The following is a 14459-nucleotide window of genomic DNA, read 5'->3' as shown; positions in this document are numbered from 1 at the left end:
CCACCGAAGCCGGAGCGCAGTAGATCCACGCCATGCGTGGATGATGTTTCGCGGGCGCCGAAAGCTTGCCAACCAAGGTTGGCATCTACCCAAAGCGAAGCAAAAAAAACGCCCCGCAATCGCGGGGCGTCTTCAGCACAACCTACCGCAGGCGATCAGCCCTGGTAGTCGCGCACGTCGTGGCCGGTGTAGACCTGGCGCGGACGGCCGATCTTCATTTCCGGGTCGACCTGCTGTTCCAGCCAATGCGAGACCCAGCCAGAGGTACGGCCCAGGGCGAACATGACGGTGAACATCTCGGTCGGGATCTGCAGCGCCTTGTAGATGATGCCGCTGTAGAAATCGACGTTCGGGTACAGCTTGCGCGCGACGAAATACTCGTCCTGCAGCGCGGCCTGTTCCAGCTTCACGGCCACGTCCAGCAGCGGATCCTGCACGCCCAGCTGCTTGAGCACCTTGCCGGTCATCTCGCCGATGACCTTGGCGCGCGGGTCGAAGTTCTTGTACACGCGGTGGCCGAAGCCCATCAGGCGGAAGCCGGAGGTCTTGTCCTTGGCCTTGAGCACGGCCGACTCGACGTTGTCGGCCGAACCGATCTCTTCCAGCATCTTCAGCACGGCTTCGTTGGCACCGCCGTGGGCCGGACCCCACAGCGCGGTGACGCCAGCGGCGACCGACGCATACGGGTTGGCACCGGTCGAACCGACCAGACGCACGGTCGAGGTCGACGCGTTCTGTTCGTGGTCGGCGTGCAGGATGAACAGCAGGTCCAGTGCCTTGACCACGTCCTGGTTCAGCTCGTACTTGCCATCAGCCGACTCGAAGGTCTGCTTCAGGAAGCGGCTGACGTAGTCCAGCGAGGTATCCGGCTTGTTGGCCGGCAGGCCCTTGCCGTGGCGGTAGATCAGCGCCGACAGGGTCGGCACCTTGGCGATCAGGCGCACGGCAGCCTGGCGGCGCTGTTCGGCGTCGGACAGGTCCAGCGAGGCGTGGTAGATGCCCGACAGCTGCGCGATGGCGGCGGTCAGGATGGCCATCGGATGGGCATCCTTGGCGAAGCTGCCGATCAGGGTGTTGATCGACTCATCGACGTTGGCTTCGGCAGCCAGCTCGTCGGTGAAGGCCTTCAGCTGCTCGGCGCTCGGGCGCTCGCCGTTGATCAGCAGGTAGGCCACTTCGACGTAGCTCGACTTTTCCGACAGCTGCTCGATCGGGTAGCCGCGATACAGCAGCACGCCCTTGTCGCCGTCGATGTAGGTGATGGCGGACTTGCAGCTGGCCGTCGCGGTGAAACCGGAATCGTAGGTGAAATACCCCGTTTCCTTGGTCAGCTTCGCGATGTCGACGCAGTCGTTGCCGAGGGTGGGTTTGATGACGGGCAGAACGACCGACTTATCGCCGGCGTTGAGCGTGACCTGATCAAGATCGGACACTGTGTGCGCTCCTTCATGGGAAGGCGCCTGCCCAAGCGCATTGGTCAGGCACGTGAATGACGTCCTCGGCCTGTGCCGGGGATCAGGTCATTATCGCACAGCAGCATTTGCCGGGCGCTAGACAGAAGTCGTAGACGACAGGCAGCCGGCACCCTGCCAGCGAGCGGCCGGGATCGGCAAAAGCGTTGTCACAAGGACGCAGTGTTCCGTCCATCCAAACGCCCGTTGGGCAGGCGCTGGACAAAAACAAACGGCCGCGCAGAGCGCGGCCGTCGGTTCGAACCGGGAACGACGTATCAGCGCGCGTAGCGCTTCTGGAACTTGTCGATACGGCCCGAGGTGTCGATGACCTTGTGCTTGCCCGTGTAGAACGGGTGCGAAGCCGAGGAAATTTCAACCTTCACCAGCGGGTAGTCGTTGCCGTCTTCCCACTTGATGGTTTCCTTCGTGCTCATGGTCGAGCGGGTCAGGATCTTGAAATCGGAGGTGACGTCATGGAAGACGACGTCGCGGTAGTTCGGATGGATATCGGCCTTCATGGGCTCACACCGTAAATGGGCTGGTGGTCAAGAGCGGCATTATAAGCACTGGTTGCCGCCCGGGGCAACCAGTGCAGGGGGCTGACCTCAGTCCGCACCCAGGGCCTGGCGTACCAGGGCCTCGAAACGCCCTTGGTCGTAGGCCATCAGCAGGTCGCAGTTGTCCGCCTGGCCGGTCTGGCGGTTCCAGTCGACGATGGTCGCGCCGCGGCTGAACGTGCCGTTCAGTTCCACATTCAGCGGCCGCGATTCAACCTGCAGCTGCCCTTCCGGGTTCAGCGCCCAGGCCATGGCCAGCGCGTCGGCGGTATACCAGCGGCCGCCCTTGCTGTCTTCGGACAGGCCACGGGTCTTGCGCGAGATCAGCTCGTAGAAGCGCGCGCGATCGGAATCGGCACCCAGCCATTGCTCGGCTTCGGCCAACGGCAGGCCGTGTGCAACGGTGGCTTCCCAGTCCGACACCAGCAAGTGCGGGAACGCGGTGAACACCACATGCGCGGCTTCCGGATCGAAGGCGATGTTGAATTCGGCGGCGGGGGTGATGTTGCCGTGGCAGGTGACTGCGCCGCCCATCACCACGATGCGCTTGATGCGCTGGGGCAGGGTCGGATCGAGTTTCAGCGCCAGCGCCAGGTTGGTCAGCGGGCCGAGCATCACCAGCATCAGTTCGCCGGCATGCTGGTGCGACAGGCGCAGGATGGCCAGCGCGGCGTGCTCGGCGTCGGCCTGGCGGCTCGGCGGCGGCAGGTCCACATCGCCATAGCCATCGCGGCCATGCACGTGGGCGGCGTCGACGGACGGATGCAGCAGCGGATCGGGGCTGCCGGCGAACACCGGCACGTCGGTGCGGCCGACGATGTCGCAGAGCTTGAGGGCGTTGCGGACGGTGTACTGCAGGCCTACGTTGCCGGCGGCGATGGTCAGGGCGACCACGTCATGCCGTTCATCGGCGAAGGCCATCAGCAGGGCCAGTGCGTCGTCGACACCGGGGTCGGTATCGATCAACAGCGGGATCTTCTTGGTCATCGTTGCCGTCTTCAGATCGGCAACGAAGTGTGGACCGGGATGATGACCGTTGCAAGTACGGGGGTTCGGGTTCGGCCGGGCTGCGCCCGGCACCCGCCGAATCAACGGCAACGGCAACGGCAACGGCAGAAGCTGGCATTCCGTGGGATGGCGGGGTGGGTCCGGTTGCGGGGGACGCTGCAAGTACATCCATGTAAGCTCGGTCGCCGCATCCATGCGGCTCACGCCCCCGCAACCGGACCCACCCCGCCTTCGACAGATTTCCGCGATCTGTCGGAATGGCATGACCTGCTTTTGGTGGGTGCCGACCCTGCTGCTGTTGGTGGGTGTCGACCTTGGTCGACACGGTAGATCCACGCCATGCGTGGATGGACGTCGGCGGGATCGGGAAAGATGACGTAATCGGCGTGCCGGGCGGGGCCGCGCTGCAATTGCAGCGTTTTCGATCTCTCCAACTTTTCTCATTGAGGCGCACGGTCCTTCATGGAAAACATGGGAGGCCATCGACAACGGATGGCGCGGGCTTCCAATCCCGTTTGACTGCCTTGTTGTTTACGCTTGCCTGCCGGCATTGCGCGCGTGTTACTGCGTGGCGTCCGGCAGGCAATCCGTCCGCGCGTTCTATGGCGGGCGGTGCGTGGGGGCTTCGCGCCCGCCGGCGTTCTTGAGGCAGTCACCGGTATTGGAACCACTCACCGTCCGCCACCCTCGCCTTCGCGTGCGTGGCCTCCTGCCTTGCGCACAAGGACCGCCGACATGACCGCGTCCCGTTATCCCTTCGGGTTGCTGCTGGCATGCCGGGGTTTGGCCGAATACATGGGCACGCAGTTGCCGGCAGCGTAGGAAATGCAGGGGTCGGATTCGTTGGTCGCAGGGCAAGGGCTCTAACCCCGGCCGGCTGCCCGATCCTTACGCCGAGGCGTAGCGCACGGCCGTACCGATCCAGCGCTGCACCACGCGATCTGCAAGCGCCGGTTGCTGCGCCAGCAGGCGTTCGGCCAGCGCATGCACGCCCGGCAGCAGGCCGGCATCGCGGGCCAGATCGGCAATGCGGAAACCGGCCAGGCCGGTCTGCCGGGTGCCCAGCAGTTCGCCGGGCCCGCGCAGCTCCAGATCCTTCTCGGCAATGACGAAACCGTCGTTGGTTTCGCGCATGGTCTGCAGGCGTTCGCGTGCCATCTGCGAAAGCGGTGCCTGGTACAGCAGCACGCAGCGCGACACCGCCGAACCACGGCCGACGCGGCCACGCAGCTGGTGCAGCTGGGCCAGGCCCAGGCGCTCGGCGTTCTCGATCACCATCAGCGAGGCGTTGGGCACGTCCACGCCGACTTCGATCACGGTGGTGGCCACCAGCAGGTCGATGTCGCCGGCCTTGAACGCGACCATCGTCGCCAGCTTCTCGGCCGCTTTCAGCCGGCCATGCACCAGCCCCACGCGCACGCCCGGCAGCAGCGCCTGCAGCGATTCGTAGGTGGCCTGTGCCGGGGTGGCATCCAGTTCTTCGCTTTCTTCGATGAGCGTGCACACCCAGTACACCTGCCGCCCTTCGCGGCAGGCCAGGGCGATGCGCTCGATCAGCTCGGGGCGGCGATCGTTGTTCAGTGCCACGGTCTGCACCGGCGTGCGGCCCGGCGGCAGTTCGTCGATGGCCGATACATCCAGGTCGGCGTATTCGGACATCGCCAGCGTGCGCGGAATCGGCGTGGCGGTCATCACCAGCTGGTGCGGCACGTTGTTGCCGCCCTTGCCTTTGTCGCGCAGCGCCAGGCGCTGGTGAACGCCGAAGCGGTGCTGCTCATCGACGATGGCCAGCGCCAGATCGTGGAATACCACCGCCTCCTGCATCAGTGCGTGGGTACCCACAACCACCTGCGCTTCGCCGTTGGCAACCTGTTCCATCACCTTCGCGCGCGCCTTGCCGGTGACCTTGCCGGCCAGCCAGGCGATGCGCACGCCCAACGGCTCCAGCCAGCCGCGCAGGTTGTTGAGATGCTGTTCGGCCAGCAGTTCGGTGGGGGCGGCCAGTGCGACCTGCTTGCCCTGCTCAACCGCCAGCATCGCTGCCAATGCCGCCACCACGGTCTTGCCCGAGCCGACATCGCCCTGCACCAGCCGCAGCATCGGGCTGGGGCGCGCAAGGTCTTCGCGGATCTGCTTGAACACGCGTGCCTGCGCGCCGGTCAACGCGAACGGCAACTGCTTCAACAACGCCTTGGCCAGCTTGCCGGGACCGGCCAGCGGCGGCGCGTGATGCGCCTGCAACGCAATGCGCTGGCGACGCAGGCTGAGGTGGTGCGCCAGCAGTTCTTCCATTGCCAGCCGGCGCTGCGCTGGATGGGTACCGGCGGCAAGTGCGGCCAGGTCTGCATCCGGCGGTGGTTGATGCACGGTCAGCAGCGCACTGCGCAGCGATGGCAGGCCGAGGCCCTCGAGCCAGCCGGTCGGCAGCAGTTCCAGCGTGCTTTCTTCCGGCAGGCGATCAAGCGCCTGGCCGATCAGCTTGCGCATCGTCATCGGGCCGACGCCTTCGACGGTGGGATACACCGGGTCGAGGCGGTCGCCGAGATCGGGATCGTCGTTGCGGCCCAGTACCTGGTAGCTGGGATGGACAATCTCCAACCCGAGGTGACCCGGTTTGGGCGTACCAAAGCAGCGCAGACGGTTGCCGACCGCGAACTGGCCGACCTGCTGCTGGCGGAAATGGAAGAAGCGCAGCACCAGGGTGCCCTGCCCTTCATCCTCCACTGCCACTTTCAGCATCGGCCGGTAGCGCATGCCGCGCTCGACGGCCACCACCCGCACTTCCACCTGCGCCGGAATGCCGTTGCGCAGGTCTTCGATGCGGGTCAGCCGGGTACGGTCTTCATAGCGCAGCGGCAGGTGCAGCCAGAGATCCTGCAGGGTGGCCAGGCCACGCGCCTGCAGCTTGGCGGCCACGGCCGGCCCGACGCCGGCGAGCATCGCAAGCGATGCTTCACCGGACGGTGCCAGTGCCGGGGTGACCGCCGCCTTGCGTGCCACGTGGCGGTCAGTCGATGACCATCACCGCGTCGACCTCGAAGTTGGCGCCCTTCGGCAGGCCGGAGACTTCGATGGTGGAACGGGCCGGGAACGGGGCCTGGAAGTAGTCCTGCATCACCGCGTTGACCTTGGCGAATTCGGCCAGGTCGGTCAGGTACAGGCCCAGGCGCACGACCTTGTCCAGCGAACCGCCGGCGGCTTCGGCCACGGCCTTGAGGTTGTCGAAGGCACGACGGGCCTGCGCTTCGACGTCACCGACGCCGACGATGTCGCCGGTGGCCGGGTCGAGCGGAATCTGGCCGGAGAAATACACGGTGTTGCCGGCGCGCACGGCCTGCGAGTACGGGCCGATGGCGGCCGGGGCCTTTTCGGTGTTGATGATCTGGCGGGACATGGGTCGCTCCGGTGCGTTGGGGGAAAACAGAGCGGTGATTGTACCGGGTGGGGGCAATGTCGGCTGGGGTCGGATCCGTTTCCCGGCGGGAAACGGATCCGACCCCGTGCGTTGTGTGCGCGGAACGTCATCCACGCATGGCGTGGATCTACTGCCGGCGAACGGCCTGCACGACCGACAGGCGGCGCAGGCGACGCATCACTTCGGCCAGATGGTTGCGGTCGCGCACCTGGATGTTGAACGCCAGCACTGCGGCGTTGAAGTCGCGGTCCAGGTAATCCACGCGCTCGATGTTGGAATGGCTCTGCGCGATCGCCGCGGCCAGCTGTGCAAGCACGCCGGTACCGTTCTCCACTTCCACCACCAGCGAGGTGTCGTAGTCGCCGGATACGGTGGTATCCCAGCCGATCAGCACCCACCGCTCGGGCGACTTGCGCAGTTCGGCCAGGTTCGGGCAATCCATGCGGTGCACCACGATGCCCTTGCCGGCCGTGTGGTAGCCCATGATGTCGTCGCCCGGAATGGGCTGGCAGCAGCCGGCGAAGGTGACCACGCCACGCTCGCTGCCGTTGATCAGGATCTTTTCCTGCGAACTGTGGCGCGAATGCGCGCCGCCGCGCAGTTCGGCGTAGGCCATCAGTGCCTGCGCGGCCTGGGTCGGCATCCAGTTGCCCAGCGCGACTTCCGCCAGCAGGGCCTCCAGGCGCGGGAACCGGTGTTCGGCCAGGAAGGCATCCAGGCGGCCCTTGGGCAGGCGCTCCAGCGAGCTGTCCATCGCCTCCAGCGCGCGGTCGAGCATGCGGTGGCCCAACTGCACGGCGTCTTCGTGCTCCAGCTGCTTGAGCTGGTGGCGGATGGCGGTGCGCGCCTTGCTGGTCACCACGAATTCGAGCCACTGCGGCTTGGGCGTGGCCGAGCGCGCGGTGATGATCTCCACCGACTGCCCGGACACCAGCTTGGTGCGCAGCGGCACCAGTTTCTTGTCCACGCGCGAGGCCACGGCCATGTTGCCGACGTCGGTATGCACGGCGTAGGCGAAGTCGAGCGCGGTGGAATTGCGCGGCAGGGCCAGGATCTTGCCCTTGGGAGTGAACAGGTAGACCTCGTCCGGGAACAGGTCGACCTTGACGTTGTCGAGGAACTCCAGCGACGAACCGGCGGCCCGCTGCGAATCGATCAGTTCGACGATCCAGGCGTGGGCGCGGCTCTGCGCGCTGTTGGGCGAATCACCGCCGAACTTGTAGGTCCAGTGCGCAGCCACGCCGCGCTCGGCGATCAGGTCCATTTCCTCGGTGCGGATCTGCACCTCGATCGGCGAACCATACGGGCCGAACAGTACCGTGTGCAGCGACTGGTAGCCGTTGGCCTTGGGAATGGCGATGAAATCGCGGAAGCGCCCATCCAGCGGCTTGAACGCGGCATGCACCGCGCCCAGCGAGTGGTAGCACTGCGGTACGCCGCGCACGACCAGGCGGAAGCCGAACACATCCATCACCTGGTCGAAGGATTTGTTCTCGTCGCGCATCTTGTTGTAGATGCTCCACGGGGTCTTGATGCGGCTGACCAGGCGGTGCTCGATGCCTTCCTTGGCCAAGCGCTGCGACAGCTGCACTTCCACCTGCGCCAGCGCCTCGCGGCGCACGACCGGCTGGCTGCGGATGTGCTTTTCCAGGATCGCGTGGCGCCACGGGTACAGCGCCTTGAAGCCAAGGTTCTGCAGTTCGCTCTTGACCAGGCTCATGCCCAGCCGCTGCGCGATCGGGGCGTAGATCTCCAACGTCTCGCGGGCGATGCGGCCACGCGCTTCGCGGCTCTGCGCGCCCAGCGTGCGCATGTTGTGCAGGCGGTCGGCCAGCTTGATCATGATCACGCGCAGGTCGCGCGACATCGCCAGCAGCATCTTGCGGAAGCTCTCGGCGGCCGCTTCCTGGCGGTCGCGGAACTTCAGCTTGTCCAGCTTGGTGACGCCGTCCACCAGTTCGGCCACGGCTTCGCCGAACTCGGCCGACAGGGCCTCGCGGGTCAGCGGGGTGTCTTCGATGGTGTCGTGCAGGATCGCGGCGATCAGCGCTTCCACGTCCAGGCCGAGCTCGGCCAGCACCTGGGCCACGGCCACCGGATGGGTGATGTAGGGTTCGCCCGACTTGCGCGTCTGCCCAGCGTGCGCGGAGGCGCCGACTTCCCACGCACGGCGCAGCAGCGGCAGCTGCTCGGGCGGCAGGTAGTGGGCGGCGCGTTCGAGCTGGAGGACGTAATCGGGTACGGCGGCAGCGGGGACTGCGGCGACCTTGGCAGTGGGGCCTGGGTTCATGGCCAAAGCCTATGCCAGCGCGACGTTTACGGCAAACCCTGAATGCGAAACAGCCCGCACGGGGCGGGCTGTTCGGCGTATCCAGCAATGACGTTGATCGATGCGATCAATCGTCGTTCTTGGACATGTCTTCGTCGGCGACCACTTCAGCGGCGGCCCACTCCAGCGCTTCGCGCTCGGCGCGCTCACGCTCGGCCTTCTCGACTTCGTCGATCAGCGCGTTGTCGATCTTGCGGGCAGCGATTTCGCGCAGCGCCAGCACGGTCGGCTTGTCCTCGGTCTCGCTGTTGTCCAGCGTGGCCTGCACGCCATTGGCGAGCTGACGGGCGCGCTTGGAGGCCATCATCACCAGCTCGAAACGGTTGTTAACGACTTCCAGGCAATCTTCTACGGTAATGCGGGCCATACGGGCTCCCGGCGACCGGTCGGCCGCTCAGTCGAATGAGGGAAAGGGGACGGAGTGTACTGGCAGGGGCTGGACAAAATCAAGCCAACCCCCACCGGACCCTTTAGGAATCAATCAGTTGAACTCGCATCCGGGGTCAGCAGGGCCTGGATCAGGCCGGCATGGCGGACCTTCTGGGCGTCCCGGCGCAGGCGGCTGGCGGTGAAGATCGCACACAGTTCATCCACGGCGGTGTCGAACACTTCATTGACGATGACGTAGTCGAACTCGTTGAAGTGCAGCATTTCATCGCGGGCGGCGCCCAGGCGCTGGGCGATGACCGCCTCGCTGTCCTGGCCACGCTTGCGCATGCGGTCCTGCAGGGCCTGCTTGGACGGCGGCAGGATGAACACCGTCACCGTGCCCGGCACCAGCTGGCGCACCTGCTGCGCACCCTGCCAGTCGATTTCCAGCAGCACGTCCTGGCCGGCCGCCAGCTGCGGCTCCACCGACTGCCGGGCGGTGCCCTTCCAGTCACCATGCACCCAGGCGTGTTCGAAGAAATCGCCAGCGGCGATCATTTCCTCGAACTTCTCGGCGCTGACGAAGTGGTAGTGCTGGCCGTTCACTTCACCCGGGCGCATGGCGCGCGAGGTGAAGGAGATCGACAGGGCAATCTGCGGGTCGCGCGCCAGGGTGGCGTTGACGATGCTGCTCTTGCCGGCGCCGGAGGGGGCGGCAACGATGTACAGCGTGCCGCGTGCGATCGCGGCCGGGGGCGTGGAAATGCTCATTCGATGTTCTGCACCTGCTCGCGGATCTGGTCGATCAGCACCTTCAGCTCGACGGCGGCGTTGGACGTGCGGCTGTCCACCGACTTCGAGCCCAGCGTGTTGGCCTCGCGGTTGAACTCCTGCAGCAGGAAGTCCAGACGGCGGCCGACCGGTTCACGCTGCTTGAGCACGCGGCGGATCTCGACGATATGGCTGGACAGGCGATCCAGCTCCTCGTCCACGTCCAGCTTCTGCAGCCACATCACCAGTTCCTGCTCGGCGCGGCCCGGATCAACCGGATGCGGCAGGTCGGCCAGGCGAGCGGCGAGCTTGGTGCGCTGGCCGTCGCGAATGGCGGGAATCAGCGTGCAGACCTCCGCGGCGATGCGCTCGATGGCATCCACGCGCTCGGCGATGGCGGTGGCCAGCGTATTGCCTTCACGCTCGCGGGCGGCGATGAAGCCCTCCAGCACCTGGTCCAGCAGCGCCAGTGCTTCAATCTGCAGGGCTGCCGCATCGGTGGCCTCACCCTGGGTGACGCCCGGCAGCTGCAGCAGGTCGGTGAAGCTGACCTGCAGGTTGGGGAAATCGGAGGTCAGCCGGTGCGCCAGCTGGCCCAGCTGGCCCAGCAGCACCTCGTTGACCTGCAGGCTGGCAGCCGAGTCCGGCGCGCGCAGGCGCATCACCAGATCCAGCTTGCCACGGCTCAGGCGCGCGGAAATGCGTTCGCGCAGCTGCGGTTCCAATGCGCGCAGTTCCTCGGGCAGGCGCGTGCCCACTTCCAGGAAGCGGTGGTTGACCGAGCGCAGCTCGCAGCCCAGCGTTCCCCACGGGGTGGAGCGCTCGCCGCCGGCATAGGCCGTCATGCTTCGAATCATGGATGTATCCGGTGCTTGCAAAGGGGGAATGGTACCCTAGCGGTCTCTTTTGAGCCCCTTTCCCCGCCCCGTGAAGGCCGCGGGGATGGTGGCGTACTCCCTTTCCCTACGGAACCTGCCCCATGTCCGATTTCCGCCCCAGTGGCCGTCAGCCCGATCAGCTGCGCCCGGTCGTCATCCAGCGCGGTTTCACCCGCCACGCCGAAGGTTCGGTGCTGGTCTGCTTCGGTGAAACCCGCGTGCTGTGCACGGCCAGCATCGAGAACCGGGTGCCGGGCTTCCTGCGTGGCAAGGGCGAAGGCTGGGTGACCGCCGAATACGGCATGCTGCCGCGCGCCACCCACACCCGCAGCGACCGCGAAGCCGCACGCGGCAAGCAGGGCGGCCGCACGCTGGAGATCCAGCGCCTGATCGGTCGCAGCCTGCGCGCCTGCGTCGACCGCAACGCACTGGGCGAACGCACCATCACCCTGGACTGCGACGTGCTGCAGGCCGACGGCGGCACCCGCACCGCGGCCATCACCGGCGCCTACGTGGCCCTGGTCGATGCGGTGAACGTGCTGATGAAGCGCGGCGACATCAAGCGCAACCCGATCCTCGGCGCGGTGGCGGCGGTGTCGGTCGGCGTCTACCGCGGCACCCCGGTGCTGGACCTGGACTACGCCGAAGACAGCGACTGCGACACCGACATGAACGTGGTGATGAACGACGGTGGCGGCTTCATCGAACTGCAGGGCACCGCCGAAGGCCATGCCTTCCGCCGTGACGAGCTCGATGCGCTGCTGGGCCTGGCCGAGAAGGGCGTGACCGAGCTGCTGGCCGCGCAGCAGGCAGCGCTGTCGGCATGAACCGGCGCATTGCCCTGACCACCCTGGTGGTGGCCGACTATGACGAGGCCATCGCCTGGTACACCGGCAAGCTCGGCTTCCAGCTGCTGGACGACATCGACCAGGGCAGCAAGCGCTGGGTGGTGGTCGGCCCGACCGATGGCAGCGCCGCCGCCCTGCTGCTGGCCCGCGCCAGCGACGACGAGCAGCGCAGTCGTATCGGCAACCAGACCGGTGGCCGCGTCGGCTTCTTCCTCAATACCGATGATTTCCGCCGCGACCACGCGGCGATGCTGGCTGCCGGTGTCCAGTTCCTGGAAGAACCGCGCGAAGAACCCTACGCCACGGTCGCGGTGTTCCGCGACCTGTACGGCAACACCTGGGACCTGTTGGAGCCCCGCTGATGAAGAAGCTTGTCCTGGCCAGCCACAACGCTGGCAAGCTGGTGGAAATGCAGGAAATCCTCGCCGACCTGCCGCTGCAGATCACTTCGGCCGCCGAACTGGGCCTGGGCGATGTGGAAGAGACCGGCCTGACCTTCGTCGAGAACGCGCTGCTTAAGGCGCGCGCGGCCTGCGAAGCGACCGGCCTGCCGGCGCTGGCCGATGATTCGGGCCTGATCGTCGATGCCCTCGGCGGTGCACCGGGCCTGTACAGCGCGCGCTATGCCGGTCACCCGACCAATGCGGCAGCCAACAATGCCAAGCTGCTGGAAGCGATGGCCGACATCGCCGATGGCCAGCGCAGCGCCCGCTTCTACGCCGTGATCGTGCTGCTGCGCCATGCCACCGACCCGCAGCCACTGATCTGCGAAGGCCGCTGGGAAGGTCAGATCATCCGCGAACTGCGTGGTACGAATGGGTTCGGCTACAACCCGGTGTTCCTGGACACCACCCACGGCCTGACCGCGGCGGAAATGGAACCGGCGTTGAAGAACGCCATCAGCCATCGCGCCATCGCCCTGCAGCAGCTCAAGCAGCAGCTCAAGCAGCAGTTCGCGGCCTGAACCAGCATCCGACAGGAGACTCAAGGATGACAGTGAAGCGCTACCGCACCGGAATGGAACTGGTGCAACTGCTTGCCGTACTGGGGCTGATCAGTGGTGCGATCTTTGGCGGCATGTTGGCGTGGACAGGGAAGGAATCCTGGTGGGCGGTACCGGTGGTTGCGCTGGTCGGCATGACCGTCATCACGCTCATCGGCGCGCCCATCATGTGGCAGCGCGTCGAACTGGACGCTGCTGCCGGCCACATGCGCTATCACAACATCGGCAGCCTGCATCGGTGGCGCCATGTGGCGTTGGTGGACGTGCTGGAAGTACGGCTTGACAGTTTTGCCGACAAGCGCAAGGCCATGGTCTCCGGTCTCCATCTGTGCATGCGCAATGGCTGCAGTCCGGCGCGCCACCGTTTGATGGACAACGCTATAGGCAGCTACAAAGGGCCCTCGCCCTTCTTCCGCCAGATTGCCGCTGCCGTGCTTCGCGCGCAGCCGCGCTCCCTGGTCGACCCTCTTCTACGGGCGGCGGACTGATCTGCCGCTCCCCCACGTCCGCATCACGCCAGCCATGCCGCACGCCCACGACCACGACCACTGCAACCACCTGCCCGGCGAGTCCTGCGACCACGACGCCCCGCCACGTCTGGTGCCACCGCCGCTGGCGCTGTACGTGCATCTGCCATGGTGCGTGCGCAAGTGCCCGTACTGCGACTTCAACTCGCACCAGGCCAAGGGCGAACTGCCCTTCGATGCCTACATCGATGCGCTGGTGCGCGACCTCGACCAGGACCTGCCGCTGGTCTGGGGCCGGGTGGTCAGCAGCGTGTTCTTCGGGGGGGGCACGCCCAGCCTGTTCCCGCCCGAGGCGATCGACCGCTTCCTGCAGCAGGCCAGTGCCCGCCTGCGCTTTGCACCGAATGCCGAGATCACTCTGGAAACCAACCCGGGCACCGCCGAGCACGGTCGCTTCGATCGTTACCGCGCGGCCGGGGTGAACCGCCTCAGCTTCGGCATCCAGAGTTTTGACGATGCCGCGCTGAAACGCCTGGGCCGCATCCACGACAGTGGCGAGGCCGAGCGCGCGGTGAAGATGGCGCAGGACGCGGGCTACGACAATTTCAACATCGACCTGATGTACGCACTGCCGGAGCAGACCCTGGCCGGTGCCGAGGCCGATCTGGAACGCGCGTTCGCGTTGCAGCCGGCCCACATCTCGCACTACCAGCTGACCCTGGAACCGAACACCGTGTTCTTCGCGCGGCCGCCGCAGGGCATCCCCGATGAAGACCATGCCTGGGACATGCAGGAACACTGCCAGGCGCTGCTGGCGCAGGCCGGCTTCGGCCAGTACGAGGTGAGTGCCTATGCCCGCCCCGGCCGGCAGAGCGCGCACAATCTGAATTACTGGCGTTTTGGTGACTACCTCGGCATTGGTGCCGGCGCACACGGCAAGATCAGTTCCGGTGCCGAGGAACACGTGCTGCGACGCTGGAAGCACAAGCACCCGCAGACGTTCATGGATACCGCAGGCACTGCCGCATCGTTCGGCGGTGATGAAGTGATCGCCGCCGAGCGCCTGCCGTTCGAGTACATGCTCAACCTGCTGCGCCTGCACGAAGGGTTCAGCCTGCGCGACTTCGAATCGCGCACCGGCCTGGCCCGCAGCGTGCTGGACACACCACTGCGCGAAGCAGTGCAGCGTGGCTGGCTGGTGGTGGCAGACGGGCACGTGCAGCCGACCGAACTGGGCCGGCGCTTCACCAACGATGTGGTCAGCCTGTTCCTGGAAGCATGATCTGCTTCGGCGCCGCCATCGCAGGCGGCCCTGAATGGATCCATCGCTAAAGTAGCGCCTTCACCGGCCGACACGGTA

The 14459-nt window shown here is 66.2% G+C and carries 14 protein-coding genes; 5 read left to right on the top strand and 9 right to left on the bottom strand.

What is annotated here, in order from left to right; genetic code table 11:
* Positions 1-155: 155 nt before the first annotated feature.
* The 9 genes from LC407_RS16990 to LC407_RS16950 all read right to left on the bottom strand — a co-directional run bounded on the left by LC407_RS16990 (position 156) and on the right by LC407_RS16950 (position 10760).
* Entirely contained in the window at positions 156-1433 is a 1278-nt protein-coding gene (locus LC407_RS16990; RefSeq protein WP_025874217.1) for a citrate synthase, read from the bottom strand.
* 296 nt (positions 1434-1729) lie between these two features.
* On the bottom strand, positions 1730-1972 hold the full coding sequence (locus LC407_RS16985) for a type B 50S ribosomal protein L31 (protein WP_006389217.1): 243 nt from the start codon (positions 1970-1972) through the stop codon (positions 1730-1732).
* A gap of 87 nt (positions 1973-2059) precedes the next feature.
* Positions 2060-2998: a nucleoside hydrolase gene (locus LC407_RS16980; protein WP_032976990.1), complete on the bottom strand. Its 939-nt coding sequence runs from the start codon at positions 2996-2998 to the stop codon at positions 2060-2062.
* 909 nt (positions 2999-3907) lie between these two features.
* Entirely contained in the window at positions 3908-6019 is a 2112-nt protein-coding gene (gene recG, locus LC407_RS16975) for an ATP-dependent DNA helicase RecG (protein WP_059064985.1), read from the bottom strand.
* 7 nt (positions 6020-6026) lie between these two features.
* Positions 6027-6413: a RidA family protein gene (locus LC407_RS16970; RefSeq protein WP_025874214.1), complete on the bottom strand. Its 387-nt coding sequence runs from the start codon at positions 6411-6413 to the stop codon at positions 6027-6029.
* A gap of 148 nt (positions 6414-6561) precedes the next feature.
* Positions 6562-8724, bottom strand: a complete 2163-nt coding sequence (locus LC407_RS16965; protein ID WP_025874213.1) for a bifunctional (p)ppGpp synthetase/guanosine-3',5'-bis(diphosphate) 3'-pyrophosphohydrolase — start codon at positions 8722-8724, stop codon at positions 6562-6564.
* Positions 8725-8830: 106 nt separating this feature from the next.
* Positions 8831-9130 carry a DNA-directed RNA polymerase subunit omega gene (gene rpoZ, locus LC407_RS16960; protein WP_005410877.1) on the bottom strand — a complete coding sequence of 100 codons (300 nt, stop codon included), beginning with the start codon at positions 9128-9130 and terminating at the stop codon, positions 8831-8833.
* Between the two features lie 110 nt (positions 9131-9240).
* The gene (gene gmk, locus LC407_RS16955; RefSeq protein WP_218787930.1) at positions 9241-9903 is read right to left on the bottom strand and encodes a guanylate kinase; all 663 of its coding nucleotides are present in this window, start codon (positions 9901-9903) and stop codon (positions 9241-9243) included.
* The gene (locus tag LC407_RS16950; RefSeq protein WP_223483244.1) at positions 9900-10760 is read right to left on the bottom strand and encodes a YicC/YloC family endoribonuclease; all 861 of its coding nucleotides are present in this window, start codon (positions 10758-10760) and stop codon (positions 9900-9902) included. Before LC407_RS16950 ends, gmk begins: the two co-directional genes overlap by 4 nt.
* A 122-nt stretch (positions 10761-10882) precedes the next feature.
* Between LC407_RS16950 and rph the strand changes: the two genes are divergently transcribed.
* The 5 genes from rph to hemW are packed head-to-tail and all read left to right on the top strand — an operon-like array spanning position 10883 to position 14381.
* A complete protein-coding gene (gene rph / locus LC407_RS16945; protein WP_025874210.1) occupies positions 10883-11608 on the top strand; it encodes a ribonuclease PH in 726 nt (241 codons plus the stop codon).
* Positions 11605-11991: a VOC family protein gene (locus LC407_RS16940; protein ID WP_025874209.1), complete on the top strand. Its 387-nt coding sequence runs from the start codon at positions 11605-11607 to the stop codon at positions 11989-11991. The genes rph and LC407_RS16940 overlap by 4 nt, the downstream gene beginning before the upstream one ends.
* Entirely contained in the window at positions 11991-12593 is a 603-nt protein-coding gene (gene rdgB, locus LC407_RS16935) for an RdgB/HAM1 family non-canonical purine NTP pyrophosphatase (RefSeq protein WP_025874208.1), read from the top strand. Before LC407_RS16940 ends, rdgB begins: the two co-directional genes overlap by 1 nt.
* A 26-nt stretch (positions 12594-12619) precedes the next feature.
* The gene (locus LC407_RS16930; protein ID WP_025874207.1) at positions 12620-13120 is read left to right on the top strand and encodes a hypothetical protein; all 501 of its coding nucleotides are present in this window, start codon (positions 12620-12622) and stop codon (positions 13118-13120) included.
* Positions 13121-13154: 34 nt separating this feature from the next.
* Positions 13155-14381: a radical SAM family heme chaperone HemW gene (gene hemW, locus LC407_RS16925; protein ID WP_223483243.1), complete on the top strand. Its 1227-nt coding sequence runs from the start codon at positions 13155-13157 to the stop codon at positions 14379-14381.
* Positions 14382-14459 lie beyond the last annotated feature (78 nt).

This window comes from Stenotrophomonas sp. OVS01A, assembly GCF_019969775.1.
Lineage (GTDB): Bacteria > Pseudomonadota > Gammaproteobacteria > Xanthomonadales > Xanthomonadaceae > Stenotrophomonas > Stenotrophomonas indicatrix.
This window is presented reverse-complemented; position numbering and strand designations above follow the sequence as displayed.

What these genes read in the sequence shown, in the direction of transcription:
- LC407_RS16985 (WP_006389217.1), bottom strand. Translation starts at nt 1,972, where the DNA reads ATGAAGGCCGATATCCATCCGAACTACCGCGACGTCGTCTTCCATGAC.
- LC407_RS16980 (WP_032976990.1), bottom strand. Translation starts at nt 2,998, where the DNA reads ATGACCAAGAAGATCCCGCTGTTGATCGATACCGACCCCGGTGTCGAC.
- LC407_RS16970 (WP_025874214.1), bottom strand. Translation starts at nt 6,413, where the DNA reads ATGTCCCGCCAGATCATCAACACCGAAAAGGCCCCGGCCGCCATCGGC.
- LC407_RS16965 (WP_025874213.1), bottom strand. Translation starts at nt 8,724, where the DNA reads ATGAACCCAGGCCCCACTGCCAAGGTCGCCGCAGTCCCCGCTGCCGCC.
- rpoZ (WP_005410877.1), bottom strand. Translation starts at nt 9,130, where the DNA reads ATGGCCCGCATTACCGTAGAAGATTGCCTGGAAGTCGTTAACAACCGT.
- gmk (WP_218787930.1), bottom strand. Translation starts at nt 9,903, where the DNA reads ATGAGCATTTCCACGCCCCCGGCCGCGATCGCACGCGGCACGCTGTAC.
- LC407_RS16950 (WP_223483244.1), bottom strand. Translation starts at nt 10,760, where the DNA reads ATGATTCGAAGCATGACGGCCTATGCCGGCGGCGAGCGCTCCACCCCG.
- rph (WP_025874210.1), top strand. Translation starts at nt 10,883, where the DNA reads ATGTCCGATTTCCGCCCCAGTGGCCGTCAGCCCGATCAGCTGCGCCCG.
- LC407_RS16940 (WP_025874209.1), top strand. Translation starts at nt 11,605, where the DNA reads ATGAACCGGCGCATTGCCCTGACCACCCTGGTGGTGGCCGACTATGAC.
- rdgB (WP_025874208.1), top strand. Translation starts at nt 11,991, where the DNA reads ATGAAGAAGCTTGTCCTGGCCAGCCACAACGCTGGCAAGCTGGTGGAA.
- LC407_RS16930 (WP_025874207.1), top strand. Translation starts at nt 12,620, where the DNA reads ATGACAGTGAAGCGCTACCGCACCGGAATGGAACTGGTGCAACTGCTT.
- hemW (WP_223483243.1), top strand. Translation starts at nt 13,155, where the DNA reads ATGCCGCACGCCCACGACCACGACCACTGCAACCACCTGCCCGGCGAG.